General features: G+C 72.2%; 20 protein-coding genes and 1 riboswitch. Of the genes, 17 read left to right on the top strand and 3 right to left on the bottom strand.

The genetic code is table 11. The features are described from left to right. The 4 genes from AB0I18_RS22690 (at position 1) to AB0I18_RS22675 (ending at position 6,752) form a co-directional block, all read left to right on the top strand. A complete protein-coding gene (locus tag AB0I18_RS22690) occupies positions 1 to 783 on the top strand; it encodes a GntR family transcriptional regulator (protein WP_363107368.1) in 783 nt (260 codons plus the stop codon). Positions 784 to 899: 116 nt separating this feature from the next. After that, positions 900 to 3,368 carry a SpoIIE family protein phosphatase gene (locus tag AB0I18_RS22685; RefSeq protein WP_363107367.1) on the top strand — a complete coding sequence of 823 codons (2,469 nt, stop codon included), beginning with the start codon at positions 900 to 902 and terminating at the stop codon, positions 3,366 to 3,368. A 94-nt stretch (positions 3,369 to 3,462) separates the two neighbouring features. After that, positions 3,463 to 5,976: a glycoside hydrolase family 3 C-terminal domain-containing protein gene (locus AB0I18_RS22680; protein WP_363107366.1), complete on the top strand. Its 2,514-nt coding sequence runs from the start codon at positions 3,463 to 3,465 to the stop codon at positions 5,974 to 5,976. Positions 5,977 to 6,089: 113 nt separating this feature from the next. Next, positions 6,090 to 6,752: a DedA family protein gene (locus tag AB0I18_RS22675; RefSeq protein WP_363107365.1), complete on the top strand. Its 663-nt coding sequence runs from the start codon at positions 6,090 to 6,092 to the stop codon at positions 6,750 to 6,752. A 106-nt stretch (positions 6,753 to 6,858) separates the two neighbouring features. On the opposite strand, the gene AB0I18_RS22670 is transcribed toward AB0I18_RS22675, so the two are convergent. Continuing rightward, a complete protein-coding gene (locus AB0I18_RS22670) occupies positions 6,859 to 7,389 on the bottom strand; it encodes a gamma carbonic anhydrase family protein (protein WP_363107364.1) in 531 nt (176 codons plus the stop codon). An 87-nt stretch (positions 7,390 to 7,476) separates the two neighbouring features. Between AB0I18_RS22670 and AB0I18_RS22665 the strand changes: the two genes are divergently transcribed. After that, positions 7,477 to 8,295 carry an acyltransferase gene (locus AB0I18_RS22665; protein ID WP_363107363.1) on the top strand — a complete coding sequence of 273 codons (819 nt, stop codon included), beginning with the start codon at positions 7,477 to 7,479 and terminating at the stop codon, positions 8,293 to 8,295. 86 nt (positions 8,296 to 8,381) lie between these two features. Here the strand turns inward: AB0I18_RS22665 and AB0I18_RS22660 are convergent, their stop codons facing one another. Next, complete coding sequence (locus AB0I18_RS22660; protein ID WP_363107362.1) at positions 8,382 to 9,233, bottom strand: DMT family transporter; 852 nt, start codon at positions 9,231 to 9,233, stop codon at positions 8,382 to 8,384. 106 nt (positions 9,234 to 9,339) lie between these two features. On the opposite strand from AB0I18_RS22660, the gene AB0I18_RS22655 reads away from it, so the two are divergent. From AB0I18_RS22655 to AB0I18_RS22635, 5 genes are all read left to right on the top strand, one after another. Beyond that, positions 9,340 to 9,912, top strand: a complete 573-nt coding sequence (locus AB0I18_RS22655) for an XRE family transcriptional regulator (protein WP_363107361.1) — start codon at positions 9,340 to 9,342, stop codon at positions 9,910 to 9,912. 43 nt (positions 9,913 to 9,955) lie between these two features. Continuing rightward, the gene (locus AB0I18_RS22650; protein WP_363107360.1) at positions 9,956 to 10,513 is read left to right on the top strand and encodes a YbaK/EbsC family protein; all 558 of its coding nucleotides are present in this window, start codon (positions 9,956 to 9,958) and stop codon (positions 10,511 to 10,513) included. Between the two features lie 30 nt (positions 10,514 to 10,543). Continuing rightward, on the top strand, positions 10,544 to 10,834 hold the full coding sequence (locus AB0I18_RS22645; RefSeq protein ID WP_363107359.1) for a transcriptional regulator: 291 nt from the start codon (positions 10,544 to 10,546) through the stop codon (positions 10,832 to 10,834). A 393-nt stretch (positions 10,835 to 11,227) separates the two neighbouring features. After that, complete coding sequence (locus AB0I18_RS22640) at positions 11,228 to 12,025, top strand: VOC family protein (protein WP_363107358.1); 798 nt, start codon at positions 11,228 to 11,230, stop codon at positions 12,023 to 12,025. A 203-nt stretch (positions 12,026 to 12,228) separates the two neighbouring features. Continuing rightward, positions 12,229 to 13,119, top strand: a complete 891-nt coding sequence (locus tag AB0I18_RS22635; RefSeq protein ID WP_363107357.1) for an MHYT domain-containing protein — start codon at positions 12,229 to 12,231, stop codon at positions 13,117 to 13,119. Between the two features lie 151 nt (positions 13,120 to 13,270). Here the strand turns inward: AB0I18_RS22635 and AB0I18_RS22630 are convergent, their stop codons facing one another. Then, the gene (locus AB0I18_RS22630; RefSeq protein ID WP_363107356.1) at positions 13,271 to 13,678 is read right to left on the bottom strand and encodes a CoA-binding protein; all 408 of its coding nucleotides are present in this window, start codon (positions 13,676 to 13,678) and stop codon (positions 13,271 to 13,273) included. Between the two features lie 128 nt (positions 13,679 to 13,806). Next, positions 13,807 to 13,994: riboswitch (cobalamin riboswitch) on the top strand. Positions 13,995 to 14,059: 65 nt separating this feature from the next. Here AB0I18_RS22630 and AB0I18_RS22625 point away from each other — a divergent pair. From AB0I18_RS22625 to AB0I18_RS22595, 7 genes are all read left to right on the top strand, one after another. Next, positions 14,060 to 15,082 (top strand): ABC transporter substrate-binding protein, encoded by a 1,023-nt coding sequence (locus tag AB0I18_RS22625; protein WP_363107355.1) that lies wholly within the window; start codon positions 14,060 to 14,062, stop codon positions 15,080 to 15,082. Then, entirely contained in the window at positions 15,079 to 16,095 is a 1,017-nt protein-coding gene (locus AB0I18_RS22620; RefSeq protein WP_363107354.1) for an iron chelate uptake ABC transporter family permease subunit, read from the top strand. Before AB0I18_RS22625 ends, AB0I18_RS22620 begins: the two co-directional genes overlap by 4 nt. Next, positions 16,092 to 16,949, top strand: a complete 858-nt coding sequence (locus tag AB0I18_RS22615) for an ABC transporter ATP-binding protein (protein ID WP_363107353.1) — start codon at positions 16,092 to 16,094, stop codon at positions 16,947 to 16,949. Before AB0I18_RS22620 ends, AB0I18_RS22615 begins: the two co-directional genes overlap by 4 nt. 70 nt (positions 16,950 to 17,019) lie before the next feature. Beyond that, a complete protein-coding gene (locus AB0I18_RS22610; protein ID WP_363107352.1) occupies positions 17,020 to 17,748 on the top strand; it encodes a hypothetical protein in 729 nt (242 codons plus the stop codon). Beyond that, positions 17,745 to 18,296 carry a histidine phosphatase family protein gene (locus tag AB0I18_RS22605; protein WP_363107351.1) on the top strand — a complete coding sequence of 184 codons (552 nt, stop codon included), beginning with the start codon at positions 17,745 to 17,747 and terminating at the stop codon, positions 18,294 to 18,296. Before AB0I18_RS22610 ends, AB0I18_RS22605 begins: the two co-directional genes overlap by 4 nt. A 52-nt stretch (positions 18,297 to 18,348) precedes the next feature. Continuing rightward, complete coding sequence (locus tag AB0I18_RS22600; RefSeq protein ID WP_363107350.1) at positions 18,349 to 18,975, top strand: YigZ family protein; 627 nt, start codon at positions 18,349 to 18,351, stop codon at positions 18,973 to 18,975. A 59-nt stretch (positions 18,976 to 19,034) separates the two neighbouring features. Next, entirely contained in the window at positions 19,035 to 20,198 is a 1,164-nt protein-coding gene (locus AB0I18_RS22595; RefSeq protein ID WP_363107349.1) for an exonuclease SbcCD subunit D, read from the top strand. The last annotated feature ends 10 nt before the right edge of the window (positions 20,199 to 20,208 follow it).

Genomic DNA, 20,208 nt, shown 5'->3' with positions numbered 1-20,208 from the left:
GTGGCGGAGACCGAAACCGCGCGGCCGGCGACCGTCGCCGCGTTCGACCGCCTCCAGGTCGCCCTGGACCGGGGCAGCCCGATCCCGCTCTACTACCAGCTCGCCCAGCAGCTGGAGTCCGCGATCGAGCACGGGGCGCTGGCCCCGGGCAACCTGCTGGGCAACGAGATGGACATCGCGGCGCGGCTCGGCCTGTCCCGGCCGACCGTCCGCCAGGCGATCCAGTCCCTGGTGGAGAAGGGCCTGCTGGTGCGCCGCCGCGGCATCGGCACCCAGGTGGTGCACAGCCAGGTCAGACGGTCGCTCGAACTGAGCAGCCTCTACGACGACCTGGCGGCCGCGGGGCAGAGCCCTGCCACCCGGGTCCTGCGCAACGAGGTCCAGTCGGCCTCCGCGGAGGTCGCCGCGGCCCTCGGCATTCCCGAGGGCCGGGACGTCACCGTGCTCGAACGGCTGCGCTCCACCCACGGCGAACCCGTGGCGTACCTGTGCAACTACCTGCCCGCCACGCTCCTCGACCTCGGCACGGCCGAGCTGGAGCAGACCGGCCTCTACCGGATGATGCGGGCCGCCGGCATCACCCTGCACAGCGCCCACCAGACCGTCGGCGCCCGCTCCGCCACCGCCGAGGAGGGCCGACTCCTCGACGAGCCGGCCGGCGCCGCCCTGCTCACCATGCGGCGCACCGCCTACGACGACACCGGGCGGGCCGTAGAGTACGGCACCCACGTCTACCGCGCCGCCCGCTACACCTTCGACTTCCAGCTCCTCGTCCGACCCTGATCGGGTGCGGCTGCCGGTGTCGGAAGGCGGGCGCGGCGGTACGTTGGCCGTACCGCACGGTTGCACCGTGTGTGACGGACGGGAAGCGGACCACTCCAGGGACGGAGAGGGTCAGGGTGGTGACGAGCGAGGAGAGTGGCGTGGCGCGGCGGCGGTTCGACATGGCGGACGCCGCGGCGGTGCTGCTGGACGCGCGCCTGGCGGTGACCGGCTGGACCCGGGACGCCGAGCGGCTGTTCGGCCATCGCCGGGCCGACGTCGTGGGCCGGCCCGCGGCCGACCTGCTGATGCCCGAGGACGCCGCACGGCTGGCGGACCTGACCCGCCGGTGCGACCGCGACGGCGGCTGGACCGGGCTCCTCGCCGTGCGGCACCGGGACGGGCACCCGGTCGTCACGTCGGTGCGGGTCATAGCGGCCCCGGAGGTGGACGACGGCCCGCCGCGCTGGGTGGTCCTGGCCGCCGACACGACCGGTGGCGCGGGCTGGGACATGAGCCGCTCGGTGCTGGAGCGGCTGGCCTCGCACTCGCCGATCGGCATAGCCATCGTCGACGCGGACCTGCGGTACGTGTGGTCGAACGCGGCCCTGGAGCAGTTCGGCGGCGGCCCCGCGTCCGAGCGCATCGGGAAACGGCTGGCGGACATCCAGCCGGGCCTCGACGCCGAGGCGCTGGAAGCGGTGATGCGGCAGGTGCTGGAGACAGGTGAGGCCGTCATCGGCTACGAGCACGTCGGTTCGGTGCGGTCGGCGCCGCACCGCGACACGGCCCACGCGATGTCGTTCACACGGCTCGACGACGACCACGGCAACCCGATCGGCGTGTACTACACGGTGGTGGACGTCACCGAGCGCTATCGCGCCCGCGAGCGGCTCACCCTCCTGGACCAGGCGGGCAAGCGCATCGGCCGCACCCTGGACGTCATGAGGACCGCCCAGGAACTGGCCGACGTCGCCGTGCCGGGACTCGCCGACTTCGTCGCCGTCGATCTCCTGGAGACCGTCCTCGAAGGGGGCGAGCCGCTTCCCGGGCCGATGAACGAGACGGACGCCGTACCGCTGCGGCGGGCCGGCCAGCGGTCCGTGAACGAGGGCGCCCCGGAAGCCGTCGTCGACGTGGGTCAGGTGGCGAGCTACCTCGCCGGGGTGCCCCCGATCCGCTGTCTGACGAGCGGCAGATCGTGGATCGAGCAGCGGCTCGATCCGCTGGCCAGGGAATGGTCCAACAGCGGACCGGGCGGCAGGGCGGCCACCTTCCTCGACCTCGGACTGCACACGGTGATGATCGTCCCGATCCGGGCACGCGGCACCACGCTCGGCATCACCACCTTCTTCCGGCGCCGCCGCCAGGACCCCTTCGACCAGGACGACCTGGGTCTGGCCGAGGAGTTCGTCGCCCGGGCGGCCCTGTGCCTCGACAATGCCCGCCGCTACACCCGGGAACGCGACGCGGCCCTCGTCCTGCAACGCCATCTGCTGCCGGCCCGGCTCCCCGAGCAGGACGCGATGGAGGTCGCCGCCTGCTACCGGCCGGCCGACGAACTGACGGGTCTGGGCGGGGACTGGTTCGACGTCATCCCGCTGTCGGGCGCGCGGGTCGCCCTGGTGGTGGGCGACGTGGTCGGGCACGGCATCGAGGCCGCGGCGGCCATGGGACGGCTGCGGGCCGCCGTGCAGACCCTCGCCGATCTGGACCTGCCGCCCGAGGAGGTCCTTGCACACCTCGACGACCTGGTCGACCGGGCGGGGTACGAGGACGACCCCGCGGCGGCCCCGCGCGCCGACGGCGTCCACGCGAAGGGCGCCAGCTGCCTGTACGCGGTGTACGACCCGGTAGGCGGCCGGTGCTCCATGGCCGCCGCCGGCCACGGCCTGCCCGCGATCGTCTCCCCGGACGGCACCGTCGACTTCCCCGAACTGCCGCCGGGACCCGCGCTCGGGGTGAGCGGCCCGCCCTTCGAGTCGGTCGAACTGCCGCTCGCGGAAGGCAGCGTGCTCGCCTTCTACACCGATGGCCTGCTGGCCGCCGAAGGACCCGCGCGGCAGCGGGACGCCGCCGCGGACCGGGAACGGCTGCGCCGCGTGCTGGAGCGGCAGGAACCCACCCTCGACGACCGCTGCCAGGCCGTGGTCGACGCCCTCGTCCCGGCGCGCCCGCCGGACGACGTGGTGCTGCTGATGGCCCGGGCCCGTCGCCTGGACGCCGAGCGGATGGTGTCCTGGGAGCTGCCCAGCGACCCCGCGTCCGTCAGCGAGGTCCGCAAGCGGACCTCGCGGCAGCTGAGCGAGTGGGGCCTGGACGAGCTGACCTTCACCACCGAACTCGTCGTCAGCGAACTGGTCACCAACGCGATCCGGCACGCCTCCGGGCCGATCCGGCTCCGGCTGATCGTGTCGCGGACCCTGGTCTGCGAGGTCTGGGACGCCAGCCCCACCGCCCCGCACCTGCGCCACCCGAAGACGACCGACGAGGGCGGCCGCGGCCTGTTCCTGATCTCCCAGTGCACCCAGCGCTGGGGCACCCGCTACACCCAGGACGGAAAGATCATCTGGACCGAGCAGTCACTGGCGGGCCCGACGGTGTGACACGTTTCCGCCGCACCAGTGGCGCCTAGCGGGGCATTTAGTAGTTTTTGTCGCATAGTTCCTCGTGCCCGCACCGAACGAGGAGTGACGCCCCATGCCCGACAGCTCCGAGACTTCCGGCACCTCCGAGACCTCAGGGACCTCAGGCACCGTGTCCCGGCGGTCCGCCCTGCGCCTGCTGGGCGGCGCGACCGCCGTCGCCCTGGCCGCGACCGCCGGGCCTGCGCCCCTCGCCCACGCGGCCACCGCCGGGCGGGAGCCGGCCGCGGGCCCCCGCGTCGAGCGACTCGTCGCCCGGCTCACCCTGGACGAGAAGATCTCCCTGCTGCACGGCGCCACCGACCCGAAGTCCCTCGGCCAGGCCGGCTACGTCCCCGGCGTCAAGCGCCTCGGCATCCCGCCGCTGCGCCTCGCCGACGGCCCGGCCGGCGTCCGCGTCGAACGGCACGCCACCGCCCTGCCCGCGCCGGTCCTGCTCGCCGCCGCCTTCGACCCCGCACTCGCCCGCCGCTACGGCCAGGTCATCGGCCGCGAGGGCCGCGCCCTCGGCCAGGACGTGCTGCTCTCCCCGATGGTCAACCTCATCCGCACCCCGTACGCGGGCCGCAACTTCGAGACCTTCAGCGAGGACCCGCTGCTCTCCGCCGACCTGGTGGCCGAGGAGATCAGGGGCATCCAGGGCGAGGGCCTCATCGCGACCGTCAAGCACTTCGCGATGAACAACCAGGAAAAGGACCGCGAGTCCGTCGACGTACGGGTCGACGAGCAGACCATGAACGAGGTCGAACTGCGCGCCTTCGAGGCCGCCGTCGGCGCCGGCGCCCGCGCGGTCATGGGCGCCTACAACAAGGTCAACGGCACCTACGCCTGCGAGAGCAGCGACCTCCTCACCGGCGTCCTGCGCGACCGCTGGGGCTTCGAGGGCTGGGTGATGACCGACTGGCACGCGGCCCACAGCACCGTCGCCGCGCTCACCGCGGGCCTCGACATGGAGATGCCGAACGGCAAGTACTTCGGCGCCGCCCTGAAGACGGCCGTCCAGAACGGCGGCGTGTCCGAGGACTACGTCGACCGCGCCGTACGCCGACTCCTCGCCGCGATGGACGAGTTCGGGCTGCTCGACGGCAGCGCCCCGCCGCGCCCGGACCGGAACGCGGCGGTGGGCGCGGCGGTCGCCCTGGAGGTCGCCAAGGCGGGCGCCACCCTCCTGCACAACAAGGACGGCGCCCTGCCCCTCACCGGCCCCGCCGCCCGCAGCATCGCGGTCGTCGGCCCCACCGGCTCCCTCCCCTTCGTCAGCGGCGGCGGCAGCGCCCACGTCGTCCCCGACCACGCCGACAGCCCTCTCACGGCCATCAAGTCCCGTGCGGGACAAGGCGCCCGGGTGTCGTACGCGCTCGGCGAGGACCTCTTCGGCAAGGCCCTGCCCAAGGACGCGCTCTCGGCAGGCCTCGACCCGGAGGGGCAACAGGTCGCGGCCGGCAAGACCTGGACGTACGACGGGACGCTCACCGTCGAGGACGACGACGAGTGGACCTTCGTCATCCACTACTCGGGCAGACGGCCCACGGTGCTCCTCGACGGAGTCGACCTCTTCCCGGTGGCGCCCGGGCTCGCCGAGTACTTCGCCGGCGGCCTGGTATCGGCCGCGCCGGACGGCCTGACTTTGCGCCGCAGGACCCTCGATCTCACCGCCGGCGCCCACAAGATCGAGATCACGGCGAAGGGCGGCGCCCAGGGGCAGACGTTCCGGCTGCGGCGCGCCACCGGAGCGACCCGCGCCCAGGACGTGGCCGAGGCCGTACGGGCCGCGCGCGCCGCCGAGAGTGTCGTGCTCTTCGCGTACGAGGACGCCACCGAGAACCAGGACCGCACGACCCTCGCCCTCCCGGGCCACCAGGCACAGCTGATCGAGGCGGTGACGGCGGCGAACCCCCGTACCACCGTCGTCCTCAACACCTCGTCCGCGACCTCGATGCCGTGGCTGGAGCGCACCGCCGCCGTGCTGCAGATGTACTACCCGGGCCAGGAGGGCGCGGCCGCCACCGCCGCCGTCCTGTTCGGCGACTGCGATCCCGGCGGACGGCTCACCCAGTCCTTCCCCGCGGACGACGACCGCCACCCCGTCGCAGGCGACCCGCGCCGCTACCCGGGCGCGGGCGGTATCGAGGAGTACTCGGAGGGCATCCACGTCGGCTACCGCTGGTACGAGAGCGAGGGCGTGCGGCCGCTGTTCCCGTTCGGGCACGGCCTCTCGTACACCTCCTTCGGGTACGAGGAGCTGGCTGTACGCCGGAGCGGTGTCGGCCTGGACGTGGAATTCACCGTGCGGAACACCGGGCGGCGGGACGGTGTCGACGTCCCGCAGGTCTATGTGGGCGCCTCGCCGGATCTCCGGCTGGACCAGGCGGTGCGGGTGCTGGGCGGCTATAAGCGGCTCATGCTCCAGCCGGGGGAGTCGCGCCGGATCACCGTGCGCGTCGACGAGCGCACGCTCTCCTCCTGGGATCCGCGGCGGCACGGGTGGGTCCTCGGCACCGGGCGGCGGACCGTGTGGGTGGGGGCCTCGGCAGGTGAGCCGCGGCTCAGCGCGGCAGTGGACGTATGAGACGTATGGGGTGCGATGCCCTCCAAGTCACCCGGTAGGCTGCCCGGCGTGCGCTCGACCCCGAGCGCACGCCGGGCATCGCCCGGGTCGCGGTGAAACGGGAGGAACCGGCGTTGCACGTCCAGGAGTGGCTAGAGACCGTGCCCGCAGTCGCCATCTACGCGCTGGTGGGCTTGGTCATCGGCCTGGAGAGCCTGGGCATTCCGCTGCCGGGCGAGATCATCCTCGTCTCCTCGGCGCTGCTCGCCTCCCAGCACGGCGAGATCGACCCGTTCATCCTCGGCGCCTGCGCGAGCGCCGGCGCGATCATCGGGGACTCCATCGGTTACGCCATCGGCCGCAAGGGCGGCCGCCCACTGCTGGCCTGGCTCGGCGGCAAGTTCCCCAAGCACTTCAGCGAAGGCCATATCGCCACCGCCGAGCGGTCCTTCGAGAAGTGGGGCATGTGGGCCGTCTTCTTCGGCCGCTTCGTCGCCCTGCTGCGCATCTTCGCGGGCCCGCTCGCGGGCGTCCTGCACATGCCCTACTGGAAGTTCCTCATCGCCAACGTCCTGGGCGGGATCCTCTGGGCGGGCGGCACCACGGCGGTCATCTACTACGTGGGCGTGGTCGCCGAGTCCTGGCTCAAGCGCTTCTCCTGGCTCGGCCTGCTGCTGGCCGTACTCATCGGCCTCACCTCAATGCTGATCCTCAAGCGCAAGGCCAAGAAGATGACGGCGCAGACCGAGGCCGATAAGACGATGCCCGAGCGGGAGCCGGTCCCGGTCGCAGACTGACTGGAGGAGGGCCCGCTGCCGTCCCGTCAGGGACAGCAGCGGGCCCTCCAGGGGCGCGGGGAACTGTGCGCCCAGCCACAACGAACCCGCAGTCCGCCGCCCACCGTCACCCCCCGTGGGCGGCCCGGTGCTCCCGAGCCATCGCCACATACAACGTCCCGTTCAACGAGATCCCCTCCCGCTCCTCCGAGGTCAGCTCCCGTTTCACCTTGGCCGGCACCCCCGCCACGAGCGACCCCGGCGGCACCCGCATCCCCTGCGGCACCAACGCCTGCGCGGCGACAAGCGAACCCGCCCCGATGACGGCCCCGTTCAGCACGGTCGCCCCCATCCCGACCAGACAGTCATCCTCGACAGTCGCACCGTGCACCACCGCGTTGTGCCCGATGGAGACCCGCTCACCGATGCTGATCGGGAAGCCCGGGTCGACATGGAGCGTGCAGTTGTCCTGCACGTTGCTGTCCGCACCGATCACGATCGGCCCGCAGTCGGCCCGCAGCACCGCCCCGTACCAGACGCTCGCGCCCGGATGCAGCGTCACCTCGCCGAGCACCACGGACGTCGGGGCGGTGAACGCCTCCTGATCCACCTTCGGATCCTTGCCGCCCACGCCCGCGATCAGCGCCTTGTGCGTCATCGCCGTCTCCTCGTTCTCGTTGGTACCGGCACCGTATCGGGGCGGGACCACGGCTCGGTGGGGCGAAGATCACAGCCTGACAGCCTCATGGGTGGACGTGACGCTGAGTACGGTGTGCGGGTGCCCACGCGCAAGAACACGTTCTCATCCTGGCGGCGCCGCCTCGTCCAGCGTGCTGTCCACGCGGGCTGGGGCTGGGTGCAGCGGACGGGCGCGGTGACCGCCGAGCGGCCCGGGCGGCTGAGCTTCGGCGCGATGGGCACGGGGACCAGGCTCGCCTTCCCGCAGGGCACGGTCTTCGGTGAACCGTGGATCCACCTCGGCGACCACTGCATCATCGCCGAACAGGTCACCCTGACCGCCGGGTTGATGCCCGACCTCGACCTCGGCCCGGAGCCCATCCTCCGTATCGGGAACGGCGTGGTCCTCGGCCGCGGCAGCCATGTCATCGCCGACACGACGGTCACGATCGGCAGCGACTGCTACTTCGGCCCCTATGCGTACGTGACGTCCACGAACCACTCCTACGACGACCCGCACGAGCCGATCGGCAAGCAGTGGCCGCGGATGGAGCCCGTGGAGATCGGCTCGGGCTGCTGGATCGGGACGGGCGCGGTGATCCTGCCGGGAGCGCGGATCGGCCGGAACGTCGTGGTGGCGGCCGGTGCGGTGGTACGGGGAGTCGTGCCCGACCACGCGGTGGTGGCCGGCGCTCCGGCGCGGGTCGTGCGGCGCTGGACCCAGGGTGACGGCTGGCAGCCGCCGCTGCGTACGCCGGCACCGGTGCCGATCCCCGACGGGGTCACGGCGGAGCAGCTGCTGGCACTGACCGAACTGACCGCGGAGGGCATCGCCGCGCTGCGGGCCGCAGGGCGGGCCCAGGAGGACGTACGCGCCGACTCCTGACCAGGCCGAACCTGACCGAACCCGGCTGGACTCGCCCTGCCCTGCCCGACCGGCCGACGAGCGGTGCGGCTCGGGTCGGTCCCGGCTCAGCCCGTGGCCAGCAGCACCGTGCCGACGAGTGCCAGGCCGGCGCCCGCCGCCTGGATCCCGCGCAGCCGCTCGCTGAGGAGGCCACGCGCGGCCAGCGCCGTGATCACCGGGTAGAGCGAGGCGAGGACGGCCGCCACGGTGACCGGGCCCCGCTGGGCGGCCAGCGAGTAGGTGCCGTTGGCGGCCACGTCCGCGAGACCGACGAACGCGAAGGCCGGCAGGGCGTTCCACGGGATCTTCGGGGGAGCCACGGTGCCGCGCCGGACGGCGACATACAGGGCCGTGCCGCCCGACACGACGTTCGTGACCCGCTGCACGAACAGGGCGAAGAACAGGCCGGTGAGGGTGGTCGACGCCTCGGCGATCAGGGCCATCACCGCACCGAAACCGAACGCCGCGAGCAGGGTGAGCAGCACCGCCTGCCGCTGCACGGGAGCGCCCCTGAACTGCGGTCCGCCCGCGAGTACGACCCCCAGGACGGCGACCGCGATGCCCGCGAACTGGAGCAGCCCCGGGCGCTCGCCGAGTACGAGGCCCACTCCCACCGGGACGGCGACGCCGAGGGAGCCCAGCGGGGAGACGACGCCCATCGGGCCCAGTGCGAGCGCCTTGTAGAAGGCCAGCATCGCGACGGGGCCGACCAGGCCCGCCGCCACCGCGAACCACAACTGCGGACCCGCCTCGCGCCAGGCGCCCGTCATGACGACGACGGCGCCGAGCACGACCGTTGCGATCGACTGCGAGACGACCACGACCGTCAGCGCGGGCGTCCGTCGCGCCAGCAACCCGCCGCCGAAGTCGGCCAGCCCCCACAGGAGGCTCGTGGCCAGGGCGAAGAGTGCTGTCATGAGGTGCCTCGCAGTACAGTTCGATGAACAATTCGGTGCATCACACCGTAGTGCAGTGAACTGAACTCTGTCATTCAGAATATTGAACCCTCTACTTGGACGGAATGTGTCGGACCTCGACCTCCTGACCCAGTCCCTGGCGCGCAACGTCAAGCGCTGGCGCACCGAGCGCGGCTTCACCCTGGACACGCTCGCCGCCCGCGCCGGCGTCAGCCGCGGCATGCTCATCCAGATCGAGCAGGCCCGGACCAATCCCAGCCTCGGCACCGTCGTCAAGATCGGCGACGCGCTCGGCATCAGCATCACCACGCTGCTCGACTACGAACAGGGCCCGAAGGTCCGCATCGTCCCGGCCGACCAGGCCGTACGGCTCTGGCACACCGACGCCGGCAGCTACAGCCGGCTCCTCGCGGGCGCCGAGGCGCCCGGCCCGCTGGAGATGTGGGACTGGCTGCTGATGCCGGACGAGGGCAGTTCCTCGGACCCGCACCCCGTCGGCACGGTCGAGCTCATCCACGTCACCGAGGGGGAGTTGACGCTCACCGTCGACGGCGTGGAGTACCGGGTCCCGGCGGGCGCGAGCGTCTCCTTCGAGGCCGGCGCCCCCCACACGTACGCCAACACCGGTGACGTACCGCTGAAGATGGTCCTGACGGTGTCGGTCCCCGGCGTGCACTGAGACCCCCGCCCGGGGCCGTTCGGGCGGCTGTTAGCGTGCCGTCATGCGCGCACCCATCGGACACTTCGACAACGCCACGCCCGCTCCCGACCGCCTCGACGAGTTGACCGGCCCGGTCGCCGATGCCGTACGCCAGTGGACCGGCAGTGTCCCCGCCGACCAGATCGTGTACGTCGACACCGAGCCGGAGTGGGCCGACACCGCCACCTTCCTGGAGCACTACGGACCGGAACTCCTCGGCCAGTCCGCGAACTGCGTGGTCGTCGCCGGCAAGCGCGGCGGGGAGACCACACTCGCCGCCTGCATCGTCCTCTCCGCCACCCGGGTCGACGTGAACGGTGTGGTGCGCCGCCAACTCGGCGCGCGCAAGGCGTCGTTCGCGCCGATGGACACGGCCACCGGCGAGACGGGCATGGAGTACGGCGGGATCACGCCGATCGGACTCCCCGCCGGCTGGCCGGTGTTGGTGGACGCGGCGGTGGCCGACCTTCCGTACGTCCTGGTGGGCAGCGGCCGTCGCCGCGGAAAGCTGCTGGTGCCGGGGAAGGCGTTCGTGGAGCTGCCGAACGCCGTGGTGCTGGAGGGGCTCGGGGTCGCCTGAGCCCGCCGTTATGTGCGTACGAACGCATGCATGTACCTATCACTTGCGAACGCTGAGCACCCGCACATCCCGGGCGAGGAGCAGTTCGCCCTGGCCGCCGAACTCGTCGCCCTCCTTGGGGACCGCACCCGCCTGGCTCTGCGCCGCCGCCCGGCCGTCGGCCGGCACCCGGCCCGGCTGCGCCTCGGGGGCCTCGTCAACACACGTAAGGAGGGCCGCCGGGTGATCTGCTCCCTGCGGGGCGGCCACCTGCGCCGGGTCGTGGACGAGGCGCTGAATCCGGCCGACCACCGGCTGGGCGACCGGCCCCCGCACGGCTGAGGCGCCTCGTTTCGGCCGCGGCACCCGGGTACTCGGGACCTGCTGCGACCCGCTTTCAGGCGTGGCCCGGGTGATGCGTGAGGAGCGCGGGGCGCCGGGGCGGGGGATGCTGGGGGTGACGGAACTAGGGGCTTCTGATGGATCTCCGTGGAAGAAGGAGCGGCGTTCGGTGCGTGCTCTCGGCGTGCCGGGCGGGAGTCCTCGTAGCGGAGCTACTTGGGCTTTCGTCCGGTGCGGCGAGTGGGGGCACCTCCCACGCCCTTAAGGCAGTGGGGGAGCGTGCCGGGCGTCGTGACGCCGCGGAGATCCATCAGAAGCCCCTAGCCCCCAGGGTGCTTCCGCTGCTGTTCGGCGTCCGAGCGCGTCGGTCGGCACGACCAGGACGGTACTGCGATGAACCGCGACACAACGCTCCGAAGCGACGTCATCTCCAGCCACTCGGTGTTCGGCGCCCCGTGCTGGGTCAGCCTGACGGCGCGCGACCAGCCGGCCGCGGAGGACTTCTACCAGGCGGTGCTGGGCTGGCGGTTCCGGTCGGCCCAGCCGATGGAACGGTTCCGGATCGCGTACGCGCAAGGGGTGCCCGTGGCGGGTATCGCGGCCGTGGCCTCCATGTGGCAGATGGCTGTCGCCTGGACCCCCTACTTCGCCGTGTCCAGCGCCGACGAGGCCGCCGCCCGGGGCCGGGAGCGCGGCGGTACGACGGCGGTCGGGCCCCTCGCCTTCCCGCCGGGCCGGGTCGCCCTGCTGGCCGACCGGGACGGAGCGGCGTTCGGCATCTGGGAGGGGCAGCTCGTGGCCGGGTGGGAGTCCTGGCGCCGGGCCGCCCCCGCCTTCGTGCGACTGCACACGCGCAACGCCTTCGACGCCGCCATGTTCTACGGCGAGGTCCTGGAGTGGGCCACCTCGCGGCCCGGCTGCTGCGAGGTGCACTACGACGGCGACGAGGTCGTGTTGCGCAGCGACGGCGACGTGGTGGCCCGTATCCACTCCGGCGCGGTGGAGGCGGCCCCCGACCCCACGATCCGGCCGCACTGGCAGATCCACTTCGCGGTCACCGACGTCGACGCCTGCGTCCGTTCCGCGCTGGCGCACGGGGGGACCGTCCAGGCGGGGGCGTCCGAGACGGAGGCGGTGCTGCGGGACCCGGACGGGGCGCAGTTCACGGTGACGTCCCGGCGGGAGCGCTGACCGCAACTTGTTGCCCATTGCACATGGGTGCGGAGTCACGCCACGGGAATGACTCCCTCTGGCCGGAAAGTGATTATCACTGACCGGAATTGATTGATGGCATATGCAATTATTTGCGAATCAACCGAAACCGCTTGCTCCCGCACGGTTACGGCACGTAGATCTGGCCTCCGGAACAAGCCGTATCCGGGGGGATGTTGGCAATGCAAGGCACAATCGACGGTTTCAGCTACGGGACGGTCACACCCGTGGCTGCTTACGTCATGGCATGTCTGGGAAGCGCCCTCGGGTTGCGCTGCATCACCAGGTCACTGCGCAACGAGAAGTCCTGGAAGCCGGGTTGGCTGGCCCTCGGAGCGGTATCGATCGGCTGCGGGATCTGGACGATGCACTTCATCGCCATGATCGGCTTTCAGGTCGAGGAAACCCGCCTCAGGTATGACGTCGGTGTGACGATCCTCAGTCTCGCCGTGGCGATCCTCGTGGTCGGCCTCGGCGTCTTCGCCGTCGGCTACCGCGGCGCGAGCTGGACGACCTTGTTCGTCGCGGGTGCGTTCACCGGTCTCGGCGTGGCCGCCATGCACTACATAGGCATGGCGGCCATCCGTCTGAACGGCGACCTCCGGTACGACATGGGCATCGTCACGCTCTCCGTGGTGATCGCCATCGGCGCCGCCACCGCCGCGCTCTGGGCGGCGATCGCGATCCGCGGCTTCCTGACGAGCCTGGGAGCCAGCCTCGTCATGGGCATCGCCGTGTCCGGCATGCACTACACCGGCATGGCGGCCGTCAGCGTGAACCTCAACGACGCCACCGGCATGTCATGGTCGGGCGACTCCGCCCACTCGATCCTGCTTCCCATGCTCCTGGGGCCGTGCATCTTCCTGCTGCTGGCGGGAGTGGTGGTGATGTTCGACCCGATGCTGGTCCTCGGCGACGGTGACTGGGGTCGGCAGTCGGCACGCCGACGCGCGGCCGCCCCTGTGGTGGAACCACCCGCACGGCCCGGCTCGCTCTTCGAGGCCCCCTCGGCACCGTCGAACACCGCGGGACGCGCCGCCGACGGAGAGACTTCGGCGCAACGCAGGTGGTAGGCGCGCGCTGACGAGCACGAGCACGAGCACGAGCACGAGCACGAGCACGAGCACGAGACGGCGCGTCGCGGAAGCGGTGGCGCCGCCCGGAGCCCGGAGCCGGAGCCGGAGCCCCAGACTCCGGGGTGGCCGTGCGTGGCCGTACCGCGGGTCAGCCCAGGCGCGGGATCTCGATGGCGGGGCAGCGGTCCATGACCATGTCGAGCCCGGCGGACCGGGTGCGGTCGTACGCGGCTTCGTCGATGACGCCGAGCTGGAACCAGACCGCCTTCGCGCCGATCGCGGCCGCCTCGTCGGCGACGGAACCCGCGAGGTCGCTGTTGACGAACACGTCCACCACGTCCACCTCGAAGGGGATGTCGGCGAGGGAGGCGTACCCCTGCTCCCCGTGGACCGTCTCGGCCTTCGGATGGACCGGGACGACGCGCTTGCCGAAGCGCTGTAGGACGTCCGCCACGCCGTATGCGGCCCGCCGTTCGTTCGACGAGAGGCCGACGACCGCCCAGGTGTCGCCCAGCTCGGTGAGGATCTTGCGGATCGTTGCCGGGTCGCCGTACACGGTCGGCCTCCTTGGGATGTGTGCCTGCGATGGGTGCCTGCTCTGCTGTCGCCCACAACAGCGGGCCGGCCGCGGCGATTCCCCGGACGGCCGCCGTCCAGGCCTCCGACCGGCCCTCTACCGGTACGTGATAGCTTGCCGAGGCCAGTCGAACCCATGTACGTGGGTCAGGGAATCCGGTGGAAATCCGGAGCTGACGCGCAGCGGTGAGGGTGACGGGCGAGGCATCGGCCACTGGACCAACACGGCGGTCCGGGAAGGCGCTTCGTCCGGGTGACCCCGAGTCCGAAGACCTGCTGGCGGCCCCCGCGGTCGACGACGGCGGGGGAGCACCGTACGACCGGGCTCCGCGTTCGAGCCCTCGACGTCTGAGGAACTCCCGTGCCGATCGCACGTCCCGCCCGCCCTGCCGCCCTGCTCCTTTCCGGGGCCCTTCTGCTGACCGGCTGCGGTTCGGGGGCCGCGTCCGACGCGGCGTCCAGAACCGCCGTCACCCTCGACAACTGCGGCCGTACCGTACGCGTCGAGTCACCGCCCCAACGCGCGGTCTCCCTCAACCAGGGCACCACCGAGATCATGCTCTCGCTGGGGCTCGCCGACCGTATGGCCGGCACCGCCACCTGGACCGACCCGGTGCTGAAGAGCCTGGCCAAGGCGAACGCGAAGGTCGAGCGGATCGCCGACAACAACCCCTCCTTCGAACGGGTCCTGGACGCCGACCCCGACTTCGTCGCCGCCTCGTTCGTGTCCACGCTCGGCAAGGGAGGCGTGGCCACCCGGGACCAGTTCGAGAAGCTCGGCGTGCCCACGTACGTCTCGCCCTCCGACTGCGCGGGCAAGGACAACACCGGCGACGGGGACGGCGCACGCAAGACGCCGCTCGGCATCGACGCCATCTACGGCGAAGTCCGCGACCTGGCCAAGGTGTTCGGTGTGGAGGACCGGGGCGAGCGACTCGTCGCCGAGCTCCAACGGCGCATGAAGAAGGCCACTTCGGGGATCGATGCCTCGGACGTCACCCTCCTCTACTGGTTCGCCAACTCCGATTCCCCCTACATGGCGGGCTGTTGCGGCGCGCCCGGCGTCATCACCCGCTCCCTCGGCGCGAAGAACGTCTTCGACGACACGCACGAGGAGTGGCCCCAGATCAACTGGGAGACGGTCGCCGACCGCGATCCCGACGTGCTGGTCATCGGCGACCTGACCCGTAAGTCGCAGACCGCCGAGTCCGCCGCGAAGAAGATCGAGTTCCTGGAGTCCGACCCGGTCACCAAGAACATGACCGCGGTCAAAAAGAAGCGGTACGTGCTGCTCAGCGGGCAGGCCATGAACCCGACCATCCGCACGGTCGAGGGCGTCGAGCAGGTCGCCGCGGCCCTGCGCGAGTTCGGCCTGGCAGGGTGACGCGGTTCCGCCTGGGACTGCTCACCGTGGGCGGTGCCGGTCTGCTCTGCGCGTCCGTCGCCGTCGCGATCACCATCGGCCCGGCGGACATCCGGGTCGGTGACGTCTGGTCCGTGGTGGCCGCCCATCTCGGCTGGGGCAGCTCGGAGTTGACGCCGATCAGGGACGGAATCGTCTGGCAGCTGCGCCTGCCACGCACGCTCCTGGCGGCGGTGTGCGGGGCCGGCCTCGCCGTGTGCGGCGCGGTGATGCAGTCCCTGCTGCGCAATCCGCTCGCCGACCCGTTCGTCCTCGGGGTCTCCTCTGGAGCCTCGACCGGCGCGGTCGCCGTCGTCGTCCTCGGGGCCGGCGGCGGCCTGGTGTCGGTCTCCGCGGGTGCGTTCCTCGGCGCGCTCGTCTCGTTCGGGCTCGTCCTGCTGCTCAGCCACACCCTCGGCGACACGACGGACCGGGTGGTACTGAGCGGCGTCGCCGCGATGCAGCTCTTCTCCGCGCTCACCTCCTTCGTCGTGATGACCGCCGCCGACGCCGAGACCACCCGCGGGGTGCTGTTCTGGCTGCTCGGCTCGCTGAGCGGCGCGGGCTGGACCGACGTCTGGCTCTGTCTGGCGGTCCTCGCGGTGACGCTGCTCGTGTGCCTCGGATACGCGCGCACGCTCGACGCGTTCGCCTTCGGCCAGGACGCCGCCGCGACGCTCGGGGTGTCCGTGGCCCGTACCCGCCTGGTGCTGCTCTGCGCCACGGCACTCCTGACGGCCGCGCTGGTCAGCTCGGCGGGCGCGATCGGCTTCGTCGGTCTCGTCCTGCCGCACGCCGCCCGGGCGCTGGTGGGTTCCGGGCACGCACGGCTGCTGCCGGTCGCCGCCCTCGCCGGGGCGGTGTTCCTGGTGTGGGTGGACACCCTGGCCCGTACGGTCCTCGACCCGCAGGATGTGCCGGTGGGCGTGGTGACCTCGCTGATCGGAGTGCCGGTCTTCGTGCTGGTGCTGTACCGGACGAGGCGGACGCGATGAACGAGAACCTCCGCACCGGGGCCGAGAAGACGGACGAGGGCCTCCGCACCGAGGCCGAGAAGACGGACCGGGGCCTCCGCGCCGACCGGGTCAGCCGTACCGCCGACGGCCGTCTCATCCTCGACGGCGTCAGCGTCACCCCGGCCCCCGGCTCCACCGTCGGCCTGCTCGGACCGAACGGGTCCGGCAAATCCACCCTCCTGCGCCTGCTCGCCGGCGTCCTCGCTCCGGTCTCGGGCGTCGTCACACTCGACGGCAGTCCCCTCGCCGAACTGCACCGCCGCGACATCGCCCGCCGGATCGCCGTGGTCGAACAACAGGCGGACACCCAGGTCGAGTTGAGTGTCCTGGACGTCGTACGCCTGGGCCGCATACCGCACCGCCGAGCCTGGACCCCCGCGTCCACGGCCGACGAACAGGCCGTCCGCCGGGCCCTGCGCCGCACCGGCCTGACCGACCGTGCCCACCAGTCCTGGCACACCCTCTCGGGCGGCGAGCGCCAGCGTGTGCAGATCGCCCGCGCACTCGCCCAGGAACCGCGCGAACTCCTCCTCGACGAACCGACCAACCACCTCGACATCCAGCACCAGCTCGACCTGCTGACCCTCGTCACCTCGCTCCCCGTCACCAGCGTCGTCGCGCTGCACGACCTCAACCTCGCGGCGATGTACTGCGACCAGCTCGTCGTCCTGCGCGAGGGGCGCGTGGTGGCCTGCGGCAGCCCGGGCGACATCCTCACCGAGGAGCTCATCGCCGAGGTGTACGGAGTCCGCGCCGCCGTCACGCGCGGCGGCCCCGACGACCGGCCTCACGTGCGCTTTCTGGGCACCGTGGGCCGACCCGCGGATGCCTGAACCGCGAACGCGTGTCCGGAATGACGTCCGCCTCCCTGCGCCCGGCCCCTCACACGCCTACGCTCAAGCCGTGCTGCGTATCACCGACCCCCGAATCGGCGTGCCCACGGACGCCACCCCCGCCCGTCGGGGCCTGACCCGTGTCGAGGCCCATGTGCCCCGCCCCGACACCACCGGCCTGCGGGTGCTCCTGGTCGCCGACGTCCTCGTACGCGCCCTGGAACTCGGCGGGACGCCCGTCTGGACCGTGCTGACCGGCGCGGCGGACCACACGGAACTACGGGCCCGCGCCCGGGCGCTCGGCATCCGGCCGTTCGAGGAGGAACGGGACAGCGGAACGGGGTTGGGCGAGGCCCAGGTCCTGCATGTGCTCGGCCTGGGCGGCGAGGCGGCGGGCGGCCTGCGCGTCGAGGTCGCCCCGGTCGACGACGAGAGCGGCGCCCAGGACGAGGAGAGCGCCTCGGCCCTGCGCCTCGCCCTGCTCGCGCGTCCCCGCCGCGAGCCCCTGCGGCTCGCCGCGGCCGACCTCGCGGACGCCGAGGAGAAGCTGAGGCGCTGGCGCGGGGCCGTCGCCGCCTGGGCCACCAAGCCGTCAGGACCCATCCCCGATCCCGTACGCGACCAGCTGCGCGCCGCCTGGGAGGACGATCTGGACGTGCCCGCCGTACTCGGCGTCCTGCGAAAGGTGGCGACCTCGGGGACCGTTCCGGACGGTGCCCGCTTCGAGACGTACGCCTACGCGGACCGGCTCCTCGGGCTCGAACTCACCCGTGACATCGGCCGGGAGGGCCCGGTATGACCGCGCGCGCCGGAGGCGGCCCGCTGCGCCGCCTGGTCGTGCTGCGGCACGCCAAGTCCGCCTGGCCGGACGGCGTCCCCGACCACCAGCGGCCGCTCGCGCCGCGCGGCCGCCGCGACGCCCCCGCCGCCGGGCGCGCGCTGGCCGAGGCCGACTGCCTGCCCGACCTCGCGCTCTGCTCCACCGCCGTACGCGCCCGGCAGACCTGGGAACTGGCCGCCGGGCAGTGGGGCACGCCCCCTCCCGTACACCTCGATCCGCGGGTGTACGCGGCCGACGTACCGGAGTTGCTGACGGTCGTCCGCGAAGTGCCCGCCGAGGTCAAGACGTTGCTGCTGATCGGGCACAACCCCGGTCTGGAGGAGCTGGTGCTCACCCTGGCCGGGGACGGCGTCGACGACACGCTGGACGACGTACGGACGAAGTTCCCCACATCGGCGATCGCCGTCCTGGCCTGGTACGGCCGCGGCTGGGAGTCCCTCGGCCCGGGCGCCGCGCTGCTCACCGACATGACCGTGCCGCGCGGCAAGAAGAGCAAGAAGGACTGACCTCGGCGGACCGGACGGCGGCACGCGCGCGTGGGGCGCATACGCTGGCCCGATGCAGGACGAGTACCGCACGGTGGCCCGCGCAGGCGTGCACGAGACCGAGATCAACCGCTCCCGCTTCCTCTGCGCCCTCGCGCCTGCGGCCACCGAGCAGGAGGCCCAGGCCTTCGTCGCGGCCGTCCGCAAGGAGCACGCGGACGCCACGCACAACTGCTTCGCGTACGTCATCGGCGCCGACGCCGCCGTCCAGAAGGCGAGCGACGACGGCGAACCCGGCGGCACCGCGGGCGTCCCGATGCTGCAGATGCTGCTGCGGCGGGACATGCGGTACGTGGTCGCCGTCGTCACCCGCTACTACGGCGGGACCAAGCTCGGCGCGGGCGGCCTCATCCGGGCCTACGGCGGAGCGGTGGGGGAGGCCCTGGACACCCTCGGGACGATCACGCGCAGGCGCTTTCGCCTCGCCACCGTCACGGTCGACCACCAGCGGGCCGGCAAGGTGCAGAACGACCTGCGGTCGACCGGGCGCGAGGTGCGTGACGTGCGCTACGAGGAGGCCGTCACGATCGAGATCGGGTTGCCGGACGCCGATGTGGAGGCCTTCCGGGGATGGCTGGCCGACGTCACAGCCGGGACAGCGGGCTTCGAACTGGGCGGAGAGGCGTACGGGGACGCATAACGGGCCGATACGGGAGTAGCCGCCCGTGATGTCCGACCCGGCCGTTAGTCTCGGGGATCATGAGGCTCCTGCACACTTCCGACTGGCATCTGGGCCGGGCGTTCCACCGGGTGAACATGCTCGATGCCCAGGCCGAGTTCATCGGCCACCTCGTCACTACCGTGCGTGAGCGCGCCGTGGACGCGGTGGTCGTGTCGGGGGACGTGTACGACCGGGCGGTCCCGCCGCTGGCCGCGGTCGAGCTCTTCGACGAGGCCCTGCACCGGCTGGCCGACCTCGGTGTGCCGACGGTGATGATCTCCGGGAACCACGACTCGGCGCGCCGGCTCGGCGTCGGTGCCGGGCTCATCGACCGCGCGGGCATCCATCTGCGGACCGAGCCCTCGGCGTGCGGCACGCCCGTGATGATGAAGGACGAGTCCGGTGAGGTGGCCTTCTACGGGCTGCCCTATCTCGAACCGGCCCTCGTGAAGGACGAGTTCGCGGTGGACAAGGCGGGCCACGAGGCCGTGCTCGCCGCCGCCATGGACCGGGTCCGCGCCGACCTCGCCACGCGCGCGCCCGGCACCCGTTCCGTCGTCCTCGCCCACGCCTTCGTCACCGGCGGCGAGGCCAGCGAGAGCGAGCGGGACATCACGGTGGGCGGGGTCGCGTCCGTGCCCGCCGGAGTGTTCGACGGGGTCGACTACGCGGCGCTCGGGCATCTGCACGGCAGCCAGACCATCACCGAGCGCGTGCGCTACTCGGGATCGCCGCTGCCGTACTCCTTCTCGGAGACGGACCACCGCAAGAGCATGTGGCTGATCGACCTGGCAGCCGACGGATCGGTCGGCGCCGAGCGCGTCGACTGCCCCGTACCGCGCGCGCTCGCCCGCATCAGGGGCCCGCTGGAGGAACTGCTCGCCGACCCGGAGCTGACGCGCCACGAGGAGGCGTGGGTCGAGGCGACCCTCACCGACCCGGTGCGCCCGGCCGAGCCCATGGCACGCCTCACCGAGCGCTTCCCGCACACGCTCAGCCTCGTCTTCGACCCCGATCGGGCGCCGGACGACCCCGACGTCTCGTACGCCCGGCGCCTCGCGGGGCGCACCGACCGGCAGATCGCCGAGGACTTCGTGGCCCATGTGCGCGGCGCGGGACCCGACGCGCGCGAACAGACCGTGCTCCAGGACGCGTTCGACGCCGTCCGCACCGACGACACCGTCCGCGAGGTCGCCCGGTGAAGCCGTACGA

Source organism: Streptomyces sp. NPDC050704, assembly GCF_040654355.1.
Lineage (GTDB): Bacteria > Actinomycetota > Actinomycetes > Streptomycetales > Streptomycetaceae > Streptomyces.
Note: the sequence above shows the minus strand (reverse complement) of the source record. Positions and strands in the feature narration are given on the sequence as shown.

Bases quoted from the DNA above. Each gene is read 5' to 3' on its own strand.
- AB0I18_RS22680 (WP_363107366.1), top strand. From the start codon at position 3,463: ATGCCCGACAGCTCCGAGACTTCCGGCACCTCCGAGACCTCAGGGACC.
- AB0I18_RS22670 (WP_363107364.1), bottom strand. From the start codon at position 7,389: ATGACGCACAAGGCGCTGATCGCGGGCGTGGGCGGCAAGGATCCGAAG.
- AB0I18_RS22665 (WP_363107363.1), top strand. From the start codon at position 7,477: ATGGGTGGACGTGACGCTGAGTACGGTGTGCGGGTGCCCACGCGCAAG.
- AB0I18_RS22660 (WP_363107362.1), bottom strand. From the start codon at position 9,233: ATGACAGCACTCTTCGCCCTGGCCACGAGCCTCCTGTGGGGGCTGGCC.
- AB0I18_RS22650 (WP_363107360.1), top strand. From the start codon at position 9,956: ATGCGCGCACCCATCGGACACTTCGACAACGCCACGCCCGCTCCCGAC.
- AB0I18_RS22645 (WP_363107359.1), top strand. From the start codon at position 10,544: ATGTACCTATCACTTGCGAACGCTGAGCACCCGCACATCCCGGGCGAG.
- AB0I18_RS22640 (WP_363107358.1), top strand. From the start codon at position 11,228: ATGAACCGCGACACAACGCTCCGAAGCGACGTCATCTCCAGCCACTCG.
- AB0I18_RS22635 (WP_363107357.1), top strand. From the start codon at position 12,229: ATGCAAGGCACAATCGACGGTTTCAGCTACGGGACGGTCACACCCGTG.
- AB0I18_RS22615 (WP_363107353.1), top strand. From the start codon at position 16,092: ATGAACGAGAACCTCCGCACCGGGGCCGAGAAGACGGACGAGGGCCTC.
- AB0I18_RS22605 (WP_363107351.1), top strand. From the start codon at position 17,745: ATGACCGCGCGCGCCGGAGGCGGCCCGCTGCGCCGCCTGGTCGTGCTG.
- AB0I18_RS22600 (WP_363107350.1), top strand. From the start codon at position 18,349: ATGCAGGACGAGTACCGCACGGTGGCCCGCGCAGGCGTGCACGAGACC.
- AB0I18_RS22595 (WP_363107349.1), top strand. From the start codon at position 19,035: ATGAGGCTCCTGCACACTTCCGACTGGCATCTGGGCCGGGCGTTCCAC.